Here is a 20,426-nt window from a genome sequence, read left to right as displayed (position 1 = left end):
TACATTACCAGCTCGCTTTTTTCACCCCGGGAATCCGGCCTTTATGGGCCAGCTCCCTGAATGCGATTCTGGACAATTTAAATTTTCTCATATATCCGCGGGGCCGCCCCGTCACCGTACAGCGGTTATGAAGCCTGGCCGGAGCAGAATCACGCGGCAGTTTGCTCAGCGCTTCCCAGTCGCCTTTTGCCTTTAATTCTCTTCGGATGTCCGCATATTGTTCAACAAGCTTCTGCCGCTTGAGCTCTTTGATCACTTTTGATTTTTTTGCCATTTCAGCGCTCCTAACAAATCGTAATAATTACGTTTTGTATCATATCATCCATATGAGTATCGTGCAAGCTAAGCGCTTAAAAAGGCGGGTGAATACCCGCCTTCACTGCCGGCATTTCCCCGGAAATGAAACCGCAGAAAGCGCCCGCCATCAATTATCCGCCTTGCGACGTCATCAGACTGTCGCTTTATTTCCTCTTGCAAAATGGTCGTTGCCCATTGCTTCACCCAGTCTGCGCTCAAGCTTTTTAGTCCGTTCATTCTGAAACGGCAGAAGCGGAAACACGAGTTCAGCCAGATAATAAGCTTCTTCCAGATGCGGGTAACCTGAAAAGATAAACGATTCAATGCCGAGTGCCTGATACTCTAAAATTCGAGCAGCGACGGTCTGCGGATCACCGACAAGCGCCGTGCCCGCTCCGCCTCTGACCAGTCCGATGCCGGCCCAGAGATTCGGGCTGATCTCAAGCTTCGAGCGGTCACCGTTATGGAGATCGGCCATCCGTTTTTGTCCCGATGAATCAGCGCGCCGGAGCGCAGCCTGCGCTTTCGCAATCGTCTCTTCGTCTAAGTGGCTGATTAATCGTTCAGCCGCTTCCCATGCCTCTTCCTCAGTCTCCCGGACAATCACGTGAAGTCTGATGCCAAAACGCATCGTCCTTCCTTCCTTGGCAGCCTGTTTTTTAACGGTTTCAATCTTTTCTTTTACCTGCTCCGGCGGCTCTCCCCATGTTAAATAGACATCTGTATGTTTCGCCGCAGCCTCAATTCCCGCCTGTGATGAACCGCCGAAATATAAGGGCGGATGCGGAGACTGTTTTGGCGGAAACAGCAGATTGCTGTTTTCCACTTTGATATGGTCCCCTTCATATGTCACCGTTTCGCCCCGCATGAGTCCGCGCCAGACGGTTAAAAATTCTTCAGTCGCCTTATAACGTTCATCGTGGCTGATAAACATACCGTCTCCCGCCAGTTCATAAGGATCTCCGCCCGCTACGACATTTACGAGCAAACGGCCGTCTGACAACCGATCCATTGTCGACGCCATTCTCGCGGCGACAGACGGCTGCATCAGTCCCGGACGGACCGCCACTAAAAATTTCAAGTCACTCGTTTCCCCCGCTAAAGCGGCAGCCGTCAGCCACGGGTCTTCACATGATCTCCCCGTCGGCAGCAGAACCCCCGTATACCCGAGTCTGTCCGCCGCCTGTGCCACTTGTCTAAAATAAAGATGATCCGCCGTTCTCCCTCCCGTTTGCGTCCCTAAATACCGGCCGTCACCATGCGTCGGAATAAACCAAAGAATCTCCATATGAATCTCCCCTTTTTTAATAGGTTACCCTTCATAACTGTTCCGCCATTTTAATAGTTTCCGTTCGAGCATTCTGACCAATGCATCTGTCAGCTTACCGACAGCCGCAAAAATGATAATGCCGACAAACACCTTATTTGTCTGTGAAAATTGTCTGGCATCCATAATCATATAACCGACGCCCTCGCTCGATCCCATCAGTTCCGCCACCACGAGACCGAGCCACGCAATGCCTAGAGAGAGCCTGATGCCGAGCAGGATATTCGGCAGAGATGCCGGAAGAATTAATTTCGTCATCTGCTGATACCAATTAAATTCCAGCACCCGCGCGACGTCAAACAGCTTCGCGTCCACACTGCGGATTCCGAGAAACGTATTAATGTACACGGGGAAAAAAGCCCCCAATGCGATCAGCAGAATTTTTGATGTCTCATCAAATCCGAACCACAAAATGAACAGAGGAGTCACGGCCAAGTGCGGAACCGTTCTGAGCATTTGCAGAGACGGATCAAGATATGCTTCCGTCCGCTTTGAGAAACCGACCAGCAGCCCGAAAACAATTCCGAGGCCAGCGCCAAGCAGAAATCCGGCAGCCGCCCGGTATAAGCTGATCTCTAAATGACCCCAAAGTTCACCTGAAAGAAGAAGTTCCTGAAACGTCTGCAAGATGACGACAGGCGACGGGAGCACCGTGGCCGAGACGATGCCCAGACTTGCGATAAACTGCCATACTGCGATGACCGCAGCCGGGAGTACAACCCCCTTCATCCATTGGTATGAATACTTCCGGGATCTTGCCAGAGCTTTCTTTTCTGATTGGCTTATTGCGCCGGCAGCCGTTGATGCTTCTGCTTTCATTACTTGCCATCCCCCGTTTCAAGCGCTTTTTTAATAAATGAATTGTCAACAACGTCTTTTACATGAATTTTCTTATGAATCGCTTTTGTTTGATATTGAAAATCAGCGGTTTCCTGCTGGGCTTTGACAATATCATCATTGATCGGTTCATTGAGAGGCTCAGTATTGTTAAGCACGTTTCTGACGACTTTCGGATCAAGATGTTTGATTTTCGCATATAAGGAGACAGCTTCATCTTTGTGTTCCTTTTGCCATGTAACTGCTTTATTGAACACTTTCAGAAAACGGACCACCTCATCCGGGTGTTCTTTGGAAAATCCCGTTCTGACTAACGTGAAACCGGGAGAATATAAATCTGTGCTTTCTCCGTTCGCCAATATTTCCGCCCCGTGCTGCAGCGTTTCAATCGACAAATACGGCTCCCAAATGGACCATGCGTCAACTGATTTGTTTTCAAAAGCGGAAACCGCCTCATCAGGCTGAAGCTGGATGATGGTGACGTCATCGGCGGAAAGACCCGCTTTATCTAAAGCTTTATAGAGAAAATCAAAGCCGCTGCTGCCTTTGGCTACGGCGATTTTTTTACCTTTCAATTCTTTCAGGCTCTGAATCCCGCTGCCCTTGTTTACGAGAATGCCGTTTGCCTTTAACCCGTCCTGAGACAGCCCGATCTCTTTAAAATCAATTCCTGCCGCCTGACCGGAAATGACCGGTGAATTGCCGACCTGGGAAAAATCAAGCTTATCGGCGGCAAGACCTTCAAATTGCGGAGGACCGCTTTGGAATTCGACCCATTTTACTTTTATTCCGTCTTTTTTGAAGGCCTCTTCAAACCAGCCTTTTTCCTTGGCAATGAGAAGCGGGCTTAAACTCTGCTGGATGCCGATCCGGATTTCTTTCACCGTTTTCCCGCTCCCTCCTGTCCCGTTTGCACTGCATCCGGCTGATATCATGACTGCTGCGGCTAAAAGAATGATGATTTTTTTCACTTCGCTTCGTCCCTTCTATATCCCGGACCCATCCGCAAACCGGAGGTCTTCCGTTTTCTCAAACTCAGAAAGCACCTTCTGCCGGACGGCCTGAAAATCCGCTGACGTCCGATTGCGCGGATGCGGAAGCTGAATCGGCATCAGGCTGTGCAGCCGGCCGGGCTTTGCCCTGAGGATCGCCAGCTTATCGCCTAAATAGACGGATTCATCAATATCATGCGTGACCAGAATCATCGTCGTTTTTTTCTCGCGCCATATATCAAGCAGCACATCCTGCAAATGTTTTCTCGTAAAAGCGTCAAGCGCCCCGAACGGTTCATCTAAAAGCAGCACCTCCGGCTCGCGCAAAAGGGCTCTGGCGATGGCAACCCGCTGCGACATGCCGCCGGATAATTCGCGCGGATAAGCGTTCTCCGCTCCCTGCAGCCTGACAACCTCAATCAGATCATCCACTTTTTTCCGAACGGCCGGGTCGTTCATATTGAGATCGGCAGCGATGTTTTGTTTTACCGTCAGCCAGGGAAACAGCCGGTGCTCCTGAAAGATAAATCCCTGACGGATGCCCGGTCCCGACACATTGCGGCCGTTTATTGTGACAGAGCCTTTATAATCGGTATCAAGACCGGCAATCAATTTTAAAAGCGTGCTTTTGCCGCATCCGCTCGGCCCGATGACAGTCAAAAATTCTCCCGATGCAATTGACAGCTCAATATCATTCAGCACCGGCGTTTTCCGGCCTTCATGCTCAAAAACTTTTTCTTGTATGCTGATGGTTACAGCCATCTGTCTTCCCCCTCTCTTTTCGCCGCGTGCGATCGAAAAACAAAAAGACCCCCATCTCCGATTGCTTGCAGAGATGGGAGCCTTCGGCGGTCCGATCGGCAACCCGTTTGTTTTTAAATTTGAATATCATGTTAATTCAAATTATTCCGACTTGTCAACTGTTTTTTATAAGGATTAAAATACGCCCTCCGGCATAACCCTGCCAGAGAGCGCATCGGCTGTATCACGTATTCACTTCCTTTTCTTGGCGGGCGATTTTCAATAATGTCCGCGCGTTGTTGCCGAAAATGTTTTCTATATCTTCTTCCCGCATATTGATTTCCCGGCAGGTCCTCACCTGCTCCTGAAGATATCTGTATACATATCCTCTCGGAAATCCGTTCGAATCCGTCCCGAAGATGATCCGTTCAGCACCGATTAATTCAGATGTCTTTCGAAACAGAATTTCCAAATCAAGCGGGTACGGCATCCACCTCATCCACTGATTTGAGCCGGACGTGTCAATATACACATTCGGGCAGCTCCAGCACAGCTGCAGCAGTTCCTGATAATATCCGGCGCCGAAATGCGGAATGATGAACGGTATATCAGCATACTCTCTCGCGACGCGATAGATGGAGAGCGGGTTGATGTTGCGATGGCTGACAATGCCCCCCGCTCTTCCTAAAAGCCCGAAGTGAATTAATACAGGCAGCCTTTTGTCAGCCAGATACGTCCACAGCTTTTTCAGCGACGGATCATGAAAATCGATGTCTGTCAGCGGCCCGAACAGTTTATATCCTTTCAGACCGAGCTCTTCTACCGCTCTTTTCAGCTCTTCATACGCATCCTCCCGCTCCAAAGGATGATATGCAAATCCGGTAAATCTCGTGGGATTGGCTTGAATAAACGCCGCCATCCGGTCATTGCTCTCTGCTGTTAAAAAATTCAGCACGTCAATGCCGTACTTATCTAATTCATTCTCCCATCTTGTCATCAAAGCGATTTCGCCCTCATCGCCATCAACATCATGCGGATCAGGAAAATCCCAAGTCAGATTCATTCTTTCTGACCGCTCCCGGTTATAATCGGAAAATGTCTTATCGTTTTTGCCGAAATAAAGGCTGTACGGCAGATGACCGTGAATATCGACAGGTTTAAAATGCTGCCGGAAAAGCATACAATCGCCGCCTCCCTTACCGCCTGACAATAAAAAAAGGCCCTTATCCAGTGAAGAATAAGAGCCTCTTGTGTCCAAGTCAGCGGTTTCTGTTTTTTCTCATCTTAAACTCATTATTCCCGTCAGTCAAGTAGGCTTTCAAATCCAAACTCTTTTTTCGATAATAAAAATAATCATTTTATAATCATTATAAAATAATATTGACTTTTTACTGATAGGTGATATTATGTTTTTATAAATCTAAAGAGGTGATCACATGAGTTCAAATAAATTGACAACCAGCTGGGGCGCTCCTGTCGGAGATAACCAAAACTCAATGACGGCCGGCGATCGCGGTCCTGCTTTAATACAAGACGTCCATCTGCTTGAGAAATTGGCGCACTTTAACAGAGAACGCGTTCCCGAGCGTGTCGTTCACGCAAAAGGCGCGGGCGCACACGGTTATTTTGAAGTCACAAATGACGTTACAAAATATACGAAAGCCGCATTTCTGTCAGAAGTCGGAAAACGCACGCCGCTCTTCATCCGTTTCTCAACCGTTGCGGGCGAACTGGGCTCTAGTGACACAGTGCGCGACCCGCGCGGATTTGCCGTTAAGTTTTATACAGAAGAAGGAAACTACGACATCGTCGGAAACAATACGCCCGTGTTCTTCATCCGCGATGCCATCAAGTTCCCTGACTTTATCCATACACAAAAAAGAGATCCGAGAACACATCTGAAAAATCCGACGGCCGTTTGGGATTTCTGGTCTCTGTCGCCGGAATCCCTGCACCAGGTAACCATTCTGATGTCAGACCGGGGCATTCCGGCGACTCTTCGCCATATGCACGGATTCGGAAGCCATACATTTAAATGGACAAATGATAAAGGCGAAGGCGTCTGGATTAAATATCACTTTAAAACAGAGCAAGGCGTGAAAAACCTTGATGTTAATACAGCCGCAAAAATCGCGGGTGAAAATCCCGATTACCATACGGAAGATTTGTTCAATGCGATTGAAAACGGCGATTTCCCCGCATGGAAATTATATGTTCAAATCATGCCGTTAGAAGACGCAAACACATATCGCTTTGATCCGTTTGACGTCACAAAAGTATGGTCTCAAAAAGACTATCCGCTCATTGAAGTCGGCCGCATGGTTCTGAACCGCAATCCGGAAAATTACTTTGCAGAAGTAGAACAGGCGACGTTCTCTCCCGGCACATTAGTCCCCGGCGTCGACGTCTCACCTGACAAAATGCTTCAAGGCCGGTTGTTCGCATACCATGACGCGCATCGCTACCGTGTCGGCGCGAACCATCAGGCGCTGCCGATCAACCGTTCCCGCAATGAAGTGAAAAACTATCAGCGTGACGGACAAATGCGTTTTGATGATAACGGCGGCCGCTCCGTCTATTACGAGCCTAACAGCTTCGGCGGCCCGAAAGAGTCACCTGAAGATAAACAGGCGGCATATCCTGTATCAGGTTTCGCTGACAGTGTAAGCTATAATCATCATGATCATTACACACAAGCCGGCGACCTGTACCGCCTGATGAGCGAGGAAGAGCGCGCGCGCCTTGTCGCCAATATCGTCAGTGCGATGAAGCCTGTGGAAAAAGAAGAAATTAAGCTGCGCCAGATCGGCCACTTCTACAAGGCTGATCCTGAGTACGGCAGACGCGTTGCCGAAGGACTCGGACTGCCATCACCAAAATAACATCAAAAAACCTGCCGGTCTGCGCGGCAGGTTTTCCCTGTTTATTATCAATAAAACCGTTTTTTTCTCAATTACACGAAGTGGCATGCCGCAAAATGTTGAAGCCCTTTTTCTGACAGCGCCGGACTTTTCTCAGCACATATCTTCTTGGCTGCCGGGCATCTCGTTCGGAATTTACAGCCTGAAGGCGGATCAGAGGGGCTCGGTATATCACCCTTTAAAATTATCCGCTCCCTTTTCGCTCCGGGATCAGGAACAGGCACGGCTGATAACAGCGCTTTCGTATAAGGGTGAAGCGGCCGTGAAAAGAGCTCCTCTTTTGACGCGTATTCCACAATCGTCCCTAAATACATAACGGCGACCTTCGTACATAAGTGCTCCACCACGCTTAAATCATGAGAAATGAACAAATATGACAGCCCGTGCTGTTTTTGAAGGCTGCTGAACAAATTGATCATCTGCGCCTGGATGGAGACATCTAACGCCGCCACGGGTTCATCCATAATGATAAATTGCGGCTTGAGCGCCATCGCTCTTGCAATCACGATCCGCTGCCGCTGCCCTCCGGAAAATTCATGCGGATATCGATCGATAAAGTTTGCGGAAAGTCCGCAGGCTTCAAGAACTTCCGCCGCTTTATCACGCACGTTCCGCTTCACCGCCAATTGATGCTCGATCATCGCTTCACCGATAGCTTCTCCGATCCGGCGCCGGGGATTTAAAGAACTGAACGGATCTTGAAAGATGAGCTGCGCTTCTGATCTGAAAGTTTTGAGCTCGCGCCGGCTCATCCGGAACACATCACGCCCCTGAAAAAACACCTCTCCCTCTGTTTTTTCATGAAGCCTCAAAATAGTTTTGCCGATTGATGACTTTCCGCTGCCCGATTCTCCCGCTAAGCCGAACACTTCTCCCTTTCCTATTGTAAAACTGACACCGTCAACTGCTTTTACGGGATTTTTGCGGGTCTTTCTCATCCCCCCATGCTCCTCGTAATATTTTTTCAGCCCCTTGACCTCTAGCAACACATCACTCATCTGCTTTCTCCTCTCTGTAAAGCCAGCACGCCGCCTGATGCCCCTTCCCGAATTCAGTAAAATGCGGGCTCGATTTCCGGCATATTTCCGTGCTGTGTTCACATCGGTCCGCAAAATAACAAGACGATCCCGACAGGTCCGCAAGCTCGGGGACCTGCCCCGGAATGGTGTACAGCATCTCCCTTCTTTGACCGATAACCGGCTTGGCCGCGAGCAGCCCTTTCGTATACGGATGCTTCGGATCAGAAAACAGCCTTGCAACCGGTCCTTCCTCCACAATTTTTCCCGCATACATGACAATCACATAATCAGCCATTTCAGCAACCACGCCAAGGTCATGAGTAATGAATAAAATAGACGTGCGAAATTGCTTTTTCATATCCCGCAATAAATCCAATATCTGCGCCTGAATGGTTACGTCAAGCGCTGTCGTTGGCTCGTCGGCAATGATCAATTTCGGTTCGCAGCTTAGCGCGACAGCCGTCATGATGCGCTGCAGCATGCCGCCGCTCAGCTCATGAGGATATCGGTGCATAACCTGCTCGGCATGCGGGATCTCCACTAACGTGATCAGTTCAACGGCCTTCCGCCATGCTTCTTTCTTACTCAACAACAAATGTTCGCGAATCGGTTCGGTCAGCTGCTCACCGATTGTAAACACCGGATTCAAAGATGTCATCGGTTCCTGAAATATCATCCCGATTTCGCTGCCGCGGATTTTCTGCATGTCTTTTGGTTTCAATTCCAACAGGTTCCGTCCGGAAAAATGCACCGCTCCCCGTTCGATTCTCCCCGTCTCGGGAAGAAGCTGCATAATGGACAATGACGTTATGCTTTTCCCGCAGCCGGACTCCCCTACAATACAAACCGTTTCCTCCTCATGTATCGTAAAGCTGACATCGTCCACGGCCTTTACCGCCCCCTCCTCTGTATAAAAAGCCGTTTCCAAATGCCTCACTTCTAAAAGCGGTTTTTTCATTTCATTTTCACCTGCCGTTTTACCTTAGGATCAAAAGCGTCTCTTAAACCGTCTCCAAGCAGATGAATCGCCACAACGGTCAGAAAAATGGCCGTTCCCGGCGGAATCCACAGCCATGGGCGGAGTGTAAAATCCATAAAATGATTCGCCGTTTCCATCATGTTTCCCCAAGAAGGTGTGGGCGGAGCAACGCCAAGCCCGAGAAAACTCAGCGCCGATTCACTCAGCATCGCTCCCGCCACATGCAAAGTCGCCGCTACCAGTAATAACGGCAATGTATTGGGAAGCAAATGATAGAGGATTTTCCGTTTATCACTAAGCCCCAAAACTTCCGCGGCCATCATAAACGGCTGCTCCTTCAGCGACAAAATCTGTCCGCGTACAAGCCGCGCCAAACCGGGCCATCCGATCAGGCTTAACATCATCATTATCAGGTACATTCTATATTCAGAAGGCACTTTCCACTCCGACATCACCGCAGCCAAAATCAAAAGCAGCGGCAGGCCCGGGATGGACATGAGCATATCAGCGATGCGCATAATGATCATATCAGCGGCTCCCCGATAAAATCCGGCCGCAGCCCCGAGTAAAGAACCGATGACAAGCGACATCACCATTGAAGCAAGCCCCACGGTCAGAGAAATCTGCCCCGCCAGCATCAGCCTCGTCAGCACATCTCTCCCGTACTGGTCGGTTCCCAGCCAATGATGGATTCCCGGCTGCTGATTGGCATTTGAAATATCCGTCCGATCTGTTATGTACGGAGAAAAAGACGGCCCGATAAAGCACAATAAAAACATAAAACATAAGAAAAGAAGACTGATGACCGTCAGCTTATGCTGCAGCAGGCGGCGGTACGTCTGCTTCCAAAGAGAAGGCGGCACCCCTTTTTGTTTTTTCATTCCGAACACCCCCTATTTCAGCCTGACCCGCGGATCAACCGCGGCATAAGCGATATCCGCCAAGAAGTTCCCCACAATCGTTAAACAAGACAAAAACAAGGTAAACGCCATCAAAACCGGATAATCACGATAATGCACAGATTCCAGCTGAATACGTCCGACACCCGGCCACCCGAAAATCTGTTCAATAATGATGGCTCCGGAAAACAGTCCCGGCAGTTCAAAAGCAAGCAGGGTGATGGCCGGAATGAGCGCGTTTTTCAACGCATGTTTCCAGATGACGGTGCGCTCTTTCAATCCCTTCGCTCTCGCCGTTCTGATATAATCCTGTCTGATCACGTCCAGCATGCCGGAGCGGAAATACCTTGTCAGCGAGCCGATGCCGAGCATAGATAAAATCACGACCGGAAGAATCATATGTCTGGCGGCTTCAAGCACGTACGAAAAACCTGTACTCGTGCTTCCGGTATCAATCATCCCGCCGACGGGCAATATTTTCAAATCCACCCCAAACCACTTAATAAACAGAAGGCTGATAAAAAAAGACGGGAACGCCATGGAAGCAAAAACAAGAAACGTCACGATCCCGTCAAACCATGAGTATTTCCTGACAGCGGATATGACACCCGTTATCATTGCGGCTGACCATGTGACAAGCAACGCCAAAAACGCGACAAAAAACGAATTCCAGACATATTTCCGAAGCAGTGACAGGACGTTCTCCTGATATTTCAAAGAAAACCCAAAATCTCCGCTGAGCACATTTCCGAGCCACGTCACATAGCGCTGCCAAATCGGCTGATCCAGCCCGTAAAGCGCTTTTAACTCCTTCGCTCTTTCCGGAGTCAGATTGACATTGGAATCAATATAGTCGCCCGGCAGCATGGCGAATAAGAAAAAAATAATAAAGGACGTACCGAATAAGATCACAAGCATTTGAATGAATCGTTCTGCGGCATACCGTTTCATAAAAAGCCCCTCCTTTCCGCTGAAAGGGCAAAATCCCCAGGATGCACCGGGTATTTTGCCCAACCGTTCTATTGAATTGAGACATTTGAGAGACTTGAACTGATTCCAGTATAATTGTCAGGCTCAAGCCCTTTTATTTTTCCGCTGACCGCCCTTGCGCTCTGACGGTAATGAATCAGAATGTAAGGCGGGTTTTCCCCGAGCTCCCGGTACAGCTGGTGATAAATCTCTTTTCTTTTGCTGATATCAAGCGTGCCGGCTCCTTTCTCTATCAGCCGGTCCGCTTTCGGATTGGAATATCCCGTTACATTATTGGGATGGCCGGAAGCCAGCTTTTCCACCGTGTCATTCGGATCAAGAATCTGCGAGGTGGAAACGGCGGCAAGGTCATATTGTTTGTCATTTATTTTCGCTACTTCCGTATTAAAATCCATCACTTCCGGTTTTAATGCGATTCCGATGTCCGCGTAATTTTCTTTCGCGATCGGGATGAAATCATCATCCGCTTTAGACGTGTAATAGCTGATTTCAAGCTTTTTGCCGTTTTTTTCACGTACACCGTCTTTGCCCGTTTTCCAGCCTGCTTCATCGAGAAGCTTTTTGGCTTTTTCAGGGTTAAACGCGTACCGATTGACACCTTTGTCATCATAAGCCCACGAAACCGGAGACACCGGAACATTCGCGACCTCTCCATAGCGTTTAAAGCGGACATCGACGATTTTTTGACGGTCAAGTCCGTAAATAAGCGCCTGGGACACTTTCTTATCTTGAAAAGGCGGACGCTTGTGATTGACGTACACAAGCCCGTAATCATTCACGACAGATACGCTTATATTGGCAAAACCGAGACTTTTTAAATGCTGAACCGTATCATCATCAGGTGAGAAAGAAGCGTAATCAAGGTCACCCGTTTCAAACAGCTGAAGGGAAGTTGACGGATCAATAATTTTATAAATCAGCTTTTCGGTTTTCGGTTTTCCGGCATAATAGTGCTCATTAGCCTGATAGCGTATTTCCTGTCCCGGAAGATATTCTGTAAATTGATATGGTCCCGCTCCGAGCGGTTTGGCATAAAGCTCTTTTAAATAATCCAGTTTGCCGAATTGATATTTCTTCCCGTAGTAGGCTTCTGACAGCACCTGCCCTCCCAAAAGAAGCAGCGACTTCGCACTGACTTTCTCAGTCGTGATTTGAATGGTTCTGTCATCAAGAACGCGAATGCCCTCTATCGTCTTTGCCTTTCCTTCTTTGTAAGCCTTACCGCCTTTAATATAGGCCGTGGTGATATCTTCATAGCCCGCGTATGCAGGATCATGCAGCAGTGTTAAAGTGAATGCGGCATCCTTTGCGTTCAGCGGTGAACCGTCGCTGAAAACGAGATTTTTTCTTAAACGGAACGTGTATGTAAGCTGATCTTTGGAAATTTTCCAGCTTTCCGCAAGAGCCGGGGCAGGCTTCCCCGTTTTATCCAGTTTGACTAACGGTTCAAAAATAGGATCTGTCGCATTTCCGTCCCAGCCGTTTTCGTAAAAGTACGGCAGAAACACGCCGCCCGGCGCGGAAATCCCAGCAACAAAAGTGTCAGTTCTGGCTTTCGATTTAGCGGGAATCGCCGCCGGATGAGAAGCTTTAAATTCCTTTGTCTTGACATGAGCAATACGTGTTTCTTCCTTTTTATCCGCCGCAGATGACGGTTCTTCCGCGGCACTCCCTAACGCGCACCCTGATAACATGATGGATACCGACAGCGCGAGTACCGTTGTTTTTATCCTCCATTTTCTCCCCTTCATCTTTATCGAACCCCCGCATGCTTTTCATCTATCTTTATATAAATCTGCTCCATCTGTTTCTCATTTCTCATAATCTCCCGTTTGTTTTTCTCTACAAGCAGTTCGAAATTCAGTGTGCGTTTTCTGTACTTTTTTCGTTTTTTGCTCTTTTTGCGCACATGTGATACCTTTTTTAACGCCATTTTTCATCCCTCCGCTTTTCATTTCATTCAATGACTTTCACACAAAAAAAGCCCTTATCTGTTTAAAAGATAAGAGCCTTCGGTGATCCGATCAGCCATCGTTTGGAAATATGTAATGATTATGTTAATTCATACAATCCCTACCTGTCAACTATAATTTAGAATGTCGTTTCCTTCCGGGGGTTTTCCTCATACACTCTCTCATTTTTCCGCATATGCTAGAAAACATAGCAGATTACAAGTGAAAGTGAGTGAGAATGTGGAAAAGACAACATTGACCGGTCGCATCGTCAAAAAAGATGACCCGGACTATAATGCTGCGAGAACCAATATCAATTTAAGCCTGCAAAGATATCCAGACATCATTGTGTTTTGTCAAAATAAACATGACGCCCTCAATGCGCTGAGATGGGCACGTGAGAACAATGTGCCTTTCCGTATCAGAGGCGGAAGACACAGCTACGAAAATTTTTCCCTGTTAAATGACGGACTAGTCATTGATCTCAGTGAAATGAAGAAAATAAGAGTAAATGAGGATAAGCGGCTGGTCTCGATTGAAGCGGGAGCCGAATTGGGGGAAGTCTACCGGACACTCTGGCGGTACGGCTTGACCCTTCCTGCGGGGACCATTGCGAATGTGGGAATCACGGGGCTGACGCTCGGGGGAGGAATCGGATATTTAACAAGGACAGCCGGACTTACTTGCGATCGTCTCCTCCAGCTCGAAATGATCATAGCGGACGAAAAAGCGGGTGCTGACTTGATCACAGTCAACCGTTCAAAGCACTCTGATCTATTTTGGGCGTCTCAGGGAGGAGGGGGAGGCAACTTCGGCATTGTCACATCCATGATGTTTAAAGCCGTGCCGATCTCGTGCGTGTCTGTTTTTTCTGTCACTTGGGGCTGGGATGATTTTGAGGAAGTATTTAACACATGGCAGCGCTGGGCTCCATTTACAGACAACCGGCTTACCTCATCAATTCAGTTCTGGCCTAAAGAAGTAAACCGCATAGAAGCGCTCGGTCAATTTACCGGGACAAAGGATGAGCTGAAAGAACTGCTGGCTCCGTTAATGAAAGCGGGAAAACCGACAAGCGGCATGGTCAAGACAGTGCCATTTATTAAAGCGGCAGCCTTTTTTAACAGCCCGGGAGGCAATCAGCCGCAAAAGATGAAGCGGTCAGGATCCTTTATTGAAAAACCATTATCAACACGCGCGATTTCCACTTTAAAGCGCTATTTAGAGCACGCTCCGAACGAAAACGCCAGTGTCTGGCAGCAATCTCTCGGCGGGGCGGCCGGACGGATCGCTCCGGACCAAACGGCATTCTACTATCGCAACGCAATCATTGCCCAAGAATATATTACAACTTGGACATCTGCTGAAGAAGAAAGACAAAATGTCCGCTGGATCGAAGGACTGAGAACGTCCCTATCAAGAGAACCGATGGGAGATTACGTGAATTGGCCTGATAGAGAAATCAGAAACTGGCTGCAAACATATTACGGAGAAAATGTTCACCGCCTCCGTCAAGTCAAAACGAAATATGATCCCGAAAATATATTCCGCTTTGAACAGAGCATTCCGCCGCTTCGCCGTTCACCGTTTTTCTAAAAAAGATGAAGATGGGCAAACTCCATCTTCATCTTTTCTTTTATTGATATAAGCGGCTTCCCTTTTCTGCAAACTCTTTTGCTTTTTCTTTCAGGCCTTCGTTGACGGCCTCGTCTTCAGTAAGTCCGTTTTCCTTCGCATAATCACGAATATCCTGAGAAATTCTCATGCTGCAGAACTTCGGACCGCACATCGAACAGAAGTGAGCCGTTTTTGCGCCTTCAGCCGGCAGCGTTTCATCATGATATTCCATTGCTCTTTCAGGATCAAGCGACAAATGAAATTGATCACGCCAACGGAATTCAAACCGCGCCTTAGACAGAGCATCGTCACGGATCTGTGCACCCGGATGCCCTTTAGCAAGGTCTGCGGCATGTGCCGCGATTTTGTACGTAATGACGCCTTCTCTTACATCATCACGATTCGGCAGCCCCAAATGCTCCTTCGGCGTGACATAGCAAAGCATCGCCGTCCCGTACCAGCCGATCATCGCCGCGCCGATTGCTGAAGTAATGTGGTCATAACCCGGAGCGATATCCGTCGTTAATGGCCCGAGCGTGTAAAAAGGCGCCTCTTTACAAATTTCCAGCTGCTTGTCCATGTTTTCCTTAATTTTATGCATCGGCACATGACCCGGTCCTTCGATCATCACTTGCACATCGTGCTTCCACGCAATCTCCGTCAATTCTCCGAGAGTCTCCAATTCCGCAAACTGCGCTTCATCATTGGCATCCGCAATCGAACCTGGGCGAAGCCCGTCACCAAGAGAAAAAGCGATATCATAGGTCTTCATGATTTCACAAATTTCTTCAAAATGCGTGTACAGAAAGCTTTCCTGATGATGAGCGAGGCACCATTGCGCCATAATCGCCCCGCCGCGGGAAACAATTCCCGTCGTGCGTTTGGCCGTTAACGGGACGTAACGAAGCAGTACGCCGGCATGGATGGTGAAATAATCCACGCCCTGCTCCGCCTGCTCAATCAATGTGTCACGATAAATGTCCCACGTTAAATCCTCGGCAATGCCATTAACTTTTTCAAGTGCCTGATAAATCGGCACCGTCCCCACAGGCACGGGGCAGTTGCGGATAATCCATTCACGCGTCGTATGAATGTCTTTTCCCGTGGATAAGTCCATCATCGTATCGGCGCCCCAGCGAATCGCCCACGTCATTTTTTCGACTTCTTCTTCGATAGAAGATGTAACAGCCGAGTTGCCGATATTTGCATTGATTTTCACATGAAAATTCCGGCCGATAATCATCGGCTCGCTTTCCGGGTGGTTGACGTTAGAAGGAATAATCGCCCGTCCGCTCGCCACCTCTTCCCTGACAAATTCGGGAGACACATGCTCGCGAATTGCGATAAACTCCATTTCCGGCGTAATGATGCCTTTTCTCGCATAATGCAATTGTGTAACGTTTTTCCCTGCCTTGGCCCGAAGCGGTTTCCGCTGTAGGCCGGGGTATTCGGCAGCATGATCTTCTTTTTTATAACCGTTGTCTTCAGGCTTCACGGTCCGTCCGTTATATTCTTCTACATCGCGCCCGGTAATCCACTTTGTGCGGAGCGCCCCCAGCCCTTCATGAATATCAATCTGTACATCCGGGTCTGTATACGGCCCGCTCGTATCATAAACACGGACCGGCGCATTCTCCTCTTCCCCGAATGCCCCCGTAGTCGCACTCAGACTGATTTCCCGCATCGGCACTCGTATATCGGGCGAAGAACCTTCTGCATAAACCTTTTTACTGCCGGAAAAACTCGACATAATGGAAATGTTCGCTTGCTGTACTGATTGATTTTGCATACAAATCTCTCCTTTATCATTTGAATAACAGAACCAAGCTCAGCACCAGCACAAAAAAACCGGGTTCAAAGAAGAACCCGGTTTTGCAGTCAGAAAGAAACTATTATTGTTTTCATCAACAATAATAAAACCTTTACTTCCCCACGCTGGTACGAACCAGATCAGGTCCAAAGGGTTAAGAAGCCGCCGCTTCTCTCTCAGCCCGCTAAGACGGGCACCCCCAGTAACTATTGATTTCGCTCTCATCGTAACATAAGTTGTGTACAAAAAAAAGCATATTATCAAAATTCAGATAACGGGACAGTCATAAGCTCTGTTTCCCGAACGCCTTCTTCGGTATTAAAAACCCGATAACCCTTTGCGGTTTCCCGGGAAGAGACAGCCCGGAACAGCTGACCGTCTTTATAATGAAGCGCAGCGCCGTCATCAGCGGCGTAGCCCTCCCTGAGTTTCTTTTCTGAAATCAGACGGTGATACACCGGCCGGCGCTCCGCTTCTCCGTCATAGTACGGACAAAAGCTGCCCGGCAAAAATCCTAAAGCTCTTAACTCTCTCAAATCTCCAGCTGAATCCGTCAACCCTTCTTCATACCAGCAAATCGCCCCGGCGCTGAGACCCGCCAACATGATGCCGTTTTCCCAAGCCTCACGAAGAATAAGGTCAAGCCCCCACTCTTTCCATAAGACAAGCATATTGCGCGTATTTCCGCCTCCGACATATATAATATCTTTCTTCATGAGAAAGGATCTGAGATCAGAACCCGGCGGTTTAAACAGCGATAAGTGATCCGGCTCACACCGCAGCTTTTGAAAGGCCTGATAAAACCTGCCGATATAATTCTCCGAATCTCCGCTTGCCGTCGGCAAAAAACAAACTTTCGGCTTTGACCGCACCGACTGCTCTAAAATATACTGATCCAGCACAAGATGATCAGGCTCCATGGAAAACCCCCCGCCGCCCATTGCAATAATCTGCTTCAATGTCATCGCCTCTTTTTTCCTCTAGTATAACAGCTCATAAAAAGACGTTATCCCAATTTCGGATAACGCCTTCAAAAAGTATTTGTTATCTGAAAAATGAAAACGCACCGTATAACACAACGGAGATCCCTGCGGCAATAAGCGCCGGAACAAGCTTCGAACGGGCATACTTCACAACATCGATCCCCAACACCGTACAGGTTGTCACCGTATTATCACTGAGAGGAGAAGCAAACGCTCCAAATGTTCCGCTCGCAAACACAGCCCCGATCGCTAATAATAAGCTGGTATGTGACTGAACCGCCAGCGTTACGCCGAGCGGCATTAATAGCCCCCAAGTCCCCCAGGATGACCCGATAAAATAGGATATAACAGCCCCTAGTATAAAAAGAGACGGCGCAATAAACATATGGGGGATCCAGGACGTTAAATGAGAAGTAACATATTTCGAGAATCCCAGATCTTCAGAAACTGCTGTTACGGCCCAAATCAGCGATAACATAATAATAACGTTGACCAATTCGTTTCCGCCCTTAATAAAATGGGTAACAAGCTCACCTGCATGAAAACGCTGAAACATAAAAAGAGCAAATGCTGCAATAACCGCTGCCAATAATGCGGTTAACATGACGCCAAGCATATCGCTTTTGATAAAAGCATTCAAAAACCCTTGTGCTTTTGAATGGCCGTCCCACCAGCTGAGAAAGAGTGTTAATAGCAAAAACAGCCCGATCGGAATGATTAAGTTCCACGGCCGAATCGGTGTTTCCTTAATATAAGCACGGTGCGCCGAATCCAGCTCCTCCTGCTGGTCAGCATGCTCATCACTTTCGAACATTCCCGTATGTTCACCGTGAATATCTGAGATCGTCCCTGTTTCCATGTTGAATGAACCTGAGCCTTTTGAAAGCAACACACCGCTGTTCCGCGGAATCGGTTCCGTATTTTTGTTATGTTTGCGAGCAGAAGTTTGTCCGCTCTTTTCTGTTTTTTCTAAGCTTTCATCCGCTTTTTGTTTCTTAAAAAAGCAGTAATAAATCCCGACTACTATAATCACAATGGAGAAAAAATTGAAGGGAATACTTTTCACATACACCGTGTAAGCCGGCTGATCCATTCCTGACGTTTTGAGGGCCTGTCCGATAATAGAAACCATGTAGCCGACAAATGCCGTTGCTATCGGAATCAAGGCAATGACAGGGTTTGCCGTAAACTCAATGGCATACGCAATTTTCTGTTTCGACAGGTCCAGACGCTTGCTTAAAGCTTTCATGATCGGTGCAATTGTGACGATGCGAAAGTCCGGTTCACTGAACGTGCCAAATGTCGACAGCCATGCAAGCAGCATCGCACCTTTTTTGGTTTTAACTTTTTTACTGATCAAATGGACGAATCCTTTTATCCCGCCGGTCAGCTTTATAATCCCTACAAGGCCGGCAAATGAATATAGAAACACAATGATTCTAATATTATTGGTGACGACAATGTTGCTGATTACATATTGAACCATATGCTCAATCCCGCCAAGCAAGCTGGGATGCAAAAGATAGCTTCCGACCAGCAAACCGACAAACAGACCGGACTGCACTTGCTTTGTAATGATTGAAATGGGAATGACCAGAATAAATGGGATAAGACAAGCCCAAGTCCCTTCCATAAAAAACACCTCTTTCAAAGAACTAGTTGTTAGTATCTTTGAAAAAAGCGGATTTATACAATCTGCATGCGTATCATGTTTTCACAAGCTTTGGAGGATATTTTCATACAACAAAAAAGGCTTCTACAATATGTAGAAGCCTTTGTATACCGGTGGCCGGGGTCGAACCGGCACTCCAGAAGGAACACGATTTTGAGTCGTGCGCGTCTGCCAATTCCGCCACACCGGCATGTAATGCGTCGTGTTCAACCGACGTATATAAATATAACATGTATTTCATAAAACGTCAACGGTTTTAGCAAAGTTTTTTAAATGGTAATGCAGTATATACGTACAAACAAGAAACTTATATTGATAGTCATTACGTTTTTATTATATAAAAAAAGTGATCTGCAATATGCAAATCACTCTCATATATGTTTTATAATGTGAAAACTGAAGACCAATTTAACATAGCTCGTTCAAAGTTAAATTGGTGCCGAGGGCCGGACTTGAACCGGCACGGTAGTCACCTACCGCAGGATTTTAAGTCCTGTGTGTCTGCCAATTCCACCACCCCGGCAATAGAAAGGCGACACCCGGATTCGAACCGGGGATAAAGGTTTTGCAGACCTCTGCCTTACCACTTGGCTATGCCGCCGTAATTTGGAGCGGAAGACGGGATTCGAACCCGCGACCCCCACCTTGGCAAGGTGATGTTCTACCACTGAACTACTTCCGCAACATGTAAAAGAACTTAATACATCTTATGCTGTTGTTTTTTAAAAAATGCAACTGGGCTAGCTGGATTCGAACCAACGCATGACGGAGTCAAAGTCCGTTGCCTTACCGCTTGGCTATAGCCCAATGATAAAATGGGGCGATTGATGGGAATCGAACCCACGAGTGCCAGAGCCACAATCTGGTGCGTTAACCACTTCGCCACAACCGCCATAATCTGAAGATGAATAAATAAAATAGTGGCAGGGGCAGTAGGAATCGAACCCACACCGGAGGTTTTGGAGACCTCTGTTCTACCGTTAAACTATGCCCCTATTTATAAAATGGTGGAGGGGGGCAGATTCGAACTGCCGAACCCTGAGGGAGCGGATTTACAGTCCGCCGCGTTTAGCCACTTCGCTACCCCTCCATCATTTAGAGTGCCGGCCAGAGGACTTGAACCCCCAACCTACTGATTACAAGTCAGTTGCTCTACCAATTGAGCTAGGCCGGCAAATGGTGGCTCGGGACGGAATCGAACCGCCGACACACGGATTTTCAGTCCGTTGCTCTACCAACTGAGCTACCGAGCCTTTTTATAAATGGCGGTCCGGACGGGACTCGAACCCGCGACCTCCTGCGTGACAGGCAGGCATTCTAACCAACTGAACTACCGGACCATTTTTTTTGGTTGCGGGGGCAGGATTTGAACCTGCGACCTTCGGGTTAT

General features: G+C 48.0%; 17 protein-coding genes, 12 tRNA genes and 1 riboswitch (1 of these 30 cut by a window edge). Of the genes, 2 read left to right on the top strand and 27 right to left on the bottom strand.

Annotated elements, in window-relative coordinates; all coding sequences use genetic code 11:
- Window positions 1-4: 4 nt before the first annotated feature.
- The 6 genes from rpsN to MY7_RS03470 all read right to left on the bottom strand — a co-directional run bounded on the left by rpsN (window position 5) and on the right by MY7_RS03470 (window position 5,374).
- Window positions 5-274, bottom strand: coding sequence for a 30S ribosomal protein S14 (gene rpsN / locus MY7_RS03495; RefSeq protein WP_007610245.1), 270 nt, complete (start codon window positions 272-274; stop codon window positions 5-7).
- Window positions 275-448: 174 nt separating this feature from the next.
- A complete protein-coding gene (gene ssuD, locus MY7_RS03490; RefSeq protein ID WP_007610244.1) occupies window positions 449-1,585 on the bottom strand; it encodes an FMNH2-dependent alkanesulfonate monooxygenase in 1,137 nt (378 codons plus the stop codon).
- 24 nt (window positions 1,586-1,609) lie between these two features.
- Window positions 1,610-2,443, bottom strand: a complete 834-nt coding sequence (locus tag MY7_RS03485) for an ABC transporter permease (protein ID WP_007610243.1) — start codon at window positions 2,441-2,443, stop codon at window positions 1,610-1,612.
- Window positions 2,443-3,432, bottom strand: coding sequence for an aliphatic sulfonate ABC transporter substrate-binding protein (locus MY7_RS03480; protein ID WP_007610242.1), 990 nt, complete (start codon window positions 3,430-3,432; stop codon window positions 2,443-2,445). Before MY7_RS03480 ends, MY7_RS03485 begins: the two co-directional genes overlap by 1 nt.
- Before the next feature lie 15 nt (window positions 3,433-3,447).
- Window positions 3,448-4,215: an ABC transporter ATP-binding protein gene (locus tag MY7_RS03475; RefSeq protein WP_007610240.1), complete on the bottom strand. Its 768-nt coding sequence runs from the start codon at window positions 4,213-4,215 to the stop codon at window positions 3,448-3,450.
- Between the two features lie 223 nt (window positions 4,216-4,438).
- Complete coding sequence (locus tag MY7_RS03470) at window positions 4,439-5,374, bottom strand: amidohydrolase family protein (protein WP_007610230.1); 936 nt, start codon at window positions 5,372-5,374, stop codon at window positions 4,439-4,441.
- A gap of 256 nt (window positions 5,375-5,630) precedes the next feature.
- On the opposite strand from MY7_RS03470, the gene katA reads away from it, so the two are divergent.
- Window positions 5,631-7,076 (top strand): catalase KatA, encoded by a 1,446-nt coding sequence (katA, locus tag MY7_RS03465; protein ID WP_003155420.1) that lies wholly within the window; start codon window positions 5,631-5,633, stop codon window positions 7,074-7,076.
- Between the two features lie 71 nt (window positions 7,077-7,147).
- Here the strand turns inward: katA and MY7_RS03460 are convergent, their stop codons facing one another.
- The 6 genes from MY7_RS03460 to MY7_RS03435 form a co-directional block, all read right to left on the bottom strand.
- Window positions 7,148-8,113, bottom strand: a complete 966-nt coding sequence (locus MY7_RS03460) for an ABC transporter ATP-binding protein (RefSeq protein ID WP_007610218.1) — start codon at window positions 8,111-8,113, stop codon at window positions 7,148-7,150.
- Window positions 8,106-9,092, bottom strand: a complete 987-nt coding sequence (locus tag MY7_RS03455; RefSeq protein WP_007610216.1) for an ABC transporter ATP-binding protein — start codon at window positions 9,090-9,092, stop codon at window positions 8,106-8,108. Before MY7_RS03455 ends, MY7_RS03460 begins: the two co-directional genes overlap by 8 nt.
- The gene (gene opp4C / locus MY7_RS03450; RefSeq protein ID WP_007610212.1) at window positions 9,089-9,994 is read right to left on the bottom strand and encodes an oligopeptide ABC transporter permease; all 906 of its coding nucleotides are present in this window, start codon (window positions 9,992-9,994) and stop codon (window positions 9,089-9,091) included. Before opp4C ends, MY7_RS03455 begins: the two co-directional genes overlap by 4 nt.
- Window positions 9,995-10,006: 12 nt before the next feature.
- Complete coding sequence (locus MY7_RS03445) at window positions 10,007-10,963, bottom strand: ABC transporter permease (protein WP_007610211.1); 957 nt, start codon at window positions 10,961-10,963, stop codon at window positions 10,007-10,009.
- Window positions 10,964-11,031: 68 nt separating this feature from the next.
- Complete coding sequence (locus tag MY7_RS03440) at window positions 11,032-12,753, bottom strand: ABC transporter substrate-binding protein (RefSeq protein WP_007610209.1); 1,722 nt, start codon at window positions 12,751-12,753, stop codon at window positions 11,032-11,034.
- A 2-nt stretch (window positions 12,754-12,755) separates the two neighbouring features.
- Entirely contained in the window at window positions 12,756-12,935 is a 180-nt protein-coding gene (locus MY7_RS03435; RefSeq protein WP_007610206.1) for an FbpB family small basic protein, read from the bottom strand.
- 259 nt (window positions 12,936-13,194) lie between these two features.
- Between MY7_RS03435 and MY7_RS03430 the strand changes: the two genes are divergently transcribed.
- Entirely contained in the window at window positions 13,195-14,550 is a 1,356-nt protein-coding gene (locus MY7_RS03430) for an FAD-binding oxidoreductase (protein ID WP_029325986.1), read from the top strand.
- A 40-nt stretch (window positions 14,551-14,590) separates the two neighbouring features.
- On the opposite strand, the gene thiC is transcribed toward MY7_RS03430, so the two are convergent.
- The 15 genes from thiC to MY7_RS03355 form a co-directional block, all read right to left on the bottom strand.
- Window positions 14,591-16,360 carry a phosphomethylpyrimidine synthase ThiC gene (gene thiC, locus MY7_RS03425; RefSeq protein WP_007610204.1) on the bottom strand — a complete coding sequence of 590 codons (1,770 nt, stop codon included), beginning with the start codon at window positions 16,358-16,360 and terminating at the stop codon, window positions 14,591-14,593.
- A gap of 121 nt (window positions 16,361-16,481) precedes the next feature.
- Window positions 16,482-16,592, bottom strand: a riboswitch (TPP riboswitch).
- Window positions 16,593-16,641: 49 nt separating this feature from the next.
- Window positions 16,642-17,340, bottom strand: a complete 699-nt coding sequence (locus tag MY7_RS03420) for a peptidase E (RefSeq protein ID WP_029325987.1) — start codon at window positions 17,338-17,340, stop codon at window positions 16,642-16,644.
- Between the two features lie 85 nt (window positions 17,341-17,425).
- Window positions 17,426-18,997, bottom strand: coding sequence for a Na+/H+ antiporter NhaC family protein (locus tag MY7_RS03415; RefSeq protein WP_007610201.1), 1,572 nt, complete (start codon window positions 18,995-18,997; stop codon window positions 17,426-17,428).
- A gap of 147 nt (window positions 18,998-19,144) precedes the next feature.
- A tRNA-Leu gene (locus tag MY7_RS03410) sits at window positions 19,145-19,226 on the bottom strand.
- A 244-nt stretch (window positions 19,227-19,470) separates the two neighbouring features.
- Window positions 19,471-19,559: transfer RNA gene (locus MY7_RS03405), tRNA-Leu, on the bottom strand.
- A gap of 7 nt (window positions 19,560-19,566) precedes the next feature.
- Window positions 19,567-19,637: transfer RNA gene (locus MY7_RS03400), tRNA-Cys, on the bottom strand.
- A 6-nt stretch (window positions 19,638-19,643) separates the two neighbouring features.
- Window positions 19,644-19,718 (bottom strand) — tRNA-Gly (locus tag MY7_RS03395).
- A gap of 53 nt (window positions 19,719-19,771) precedes the next feature.
- Window positions 19,772-19,843: transfer RNA gene (locus tag MY7_RS03390), tRNA-Gln, on the bottom strand.
- 9 nt (window positions 19,844-19,852) lie between these two features.
- A tRNA-His gene (locus MY7_RS03385) sits at window positions 19,853-19,928 on the bottom strand.
- Between the two features lie 29 nt (window positions 19,929-19,957).
- Window positions 19,958-20,031 (bottom strand) — tRNA-Trp (locus MY7_RS03380).
- 10 nt (window positions 20,032-20,041) lie between these two features.
- Window positions 20,042-20,126 (bottom strand) — tRNA-Tyr (locus MY7_RS03375).
- A gap of 11 nt (window positions 20,127-20,137) precedes the next feature.
- Window positions 20,138-20,210, bottom strand: a tRNA-Thr gene (locus MY7_RS03370).
- Window positions 20,211-20,213: 3 nt separating this feature from the next.
- A tRNA-Phe gene (locus MY7_RS03365) sits at window positions 20,214-20,289 on the bottom strand.
- A 10-nt stretch (window positions 20,290-20,299) separates the two neighbouring features.
- A tRNA-Asp gene (locus MY7_RS03360) sits at window positions 20,300-20,376 on the bottom strand.
- Window positions 20,377-20,384: 8 nt separating this feature from the next.
- Window positions 20,385-20,426, bottom strand: a tRNA-Met gene (locus MY7_RS03355) (it continues 35 nt past the right edge of the window).

The sequence above is a fragment of the Bacillus sp. 5B6 genome (assembly GCF_000259405.1).
GTDB classification, from domain to species: domain Bacteria; phylum Bacillota; class Bacilli; order Bacillales; family Bacillaceae; genus Bacillus; species Bacillus velezensis.
This window is presented reverse-complemented; position numbering and strand designations above follow the sequence as displayed.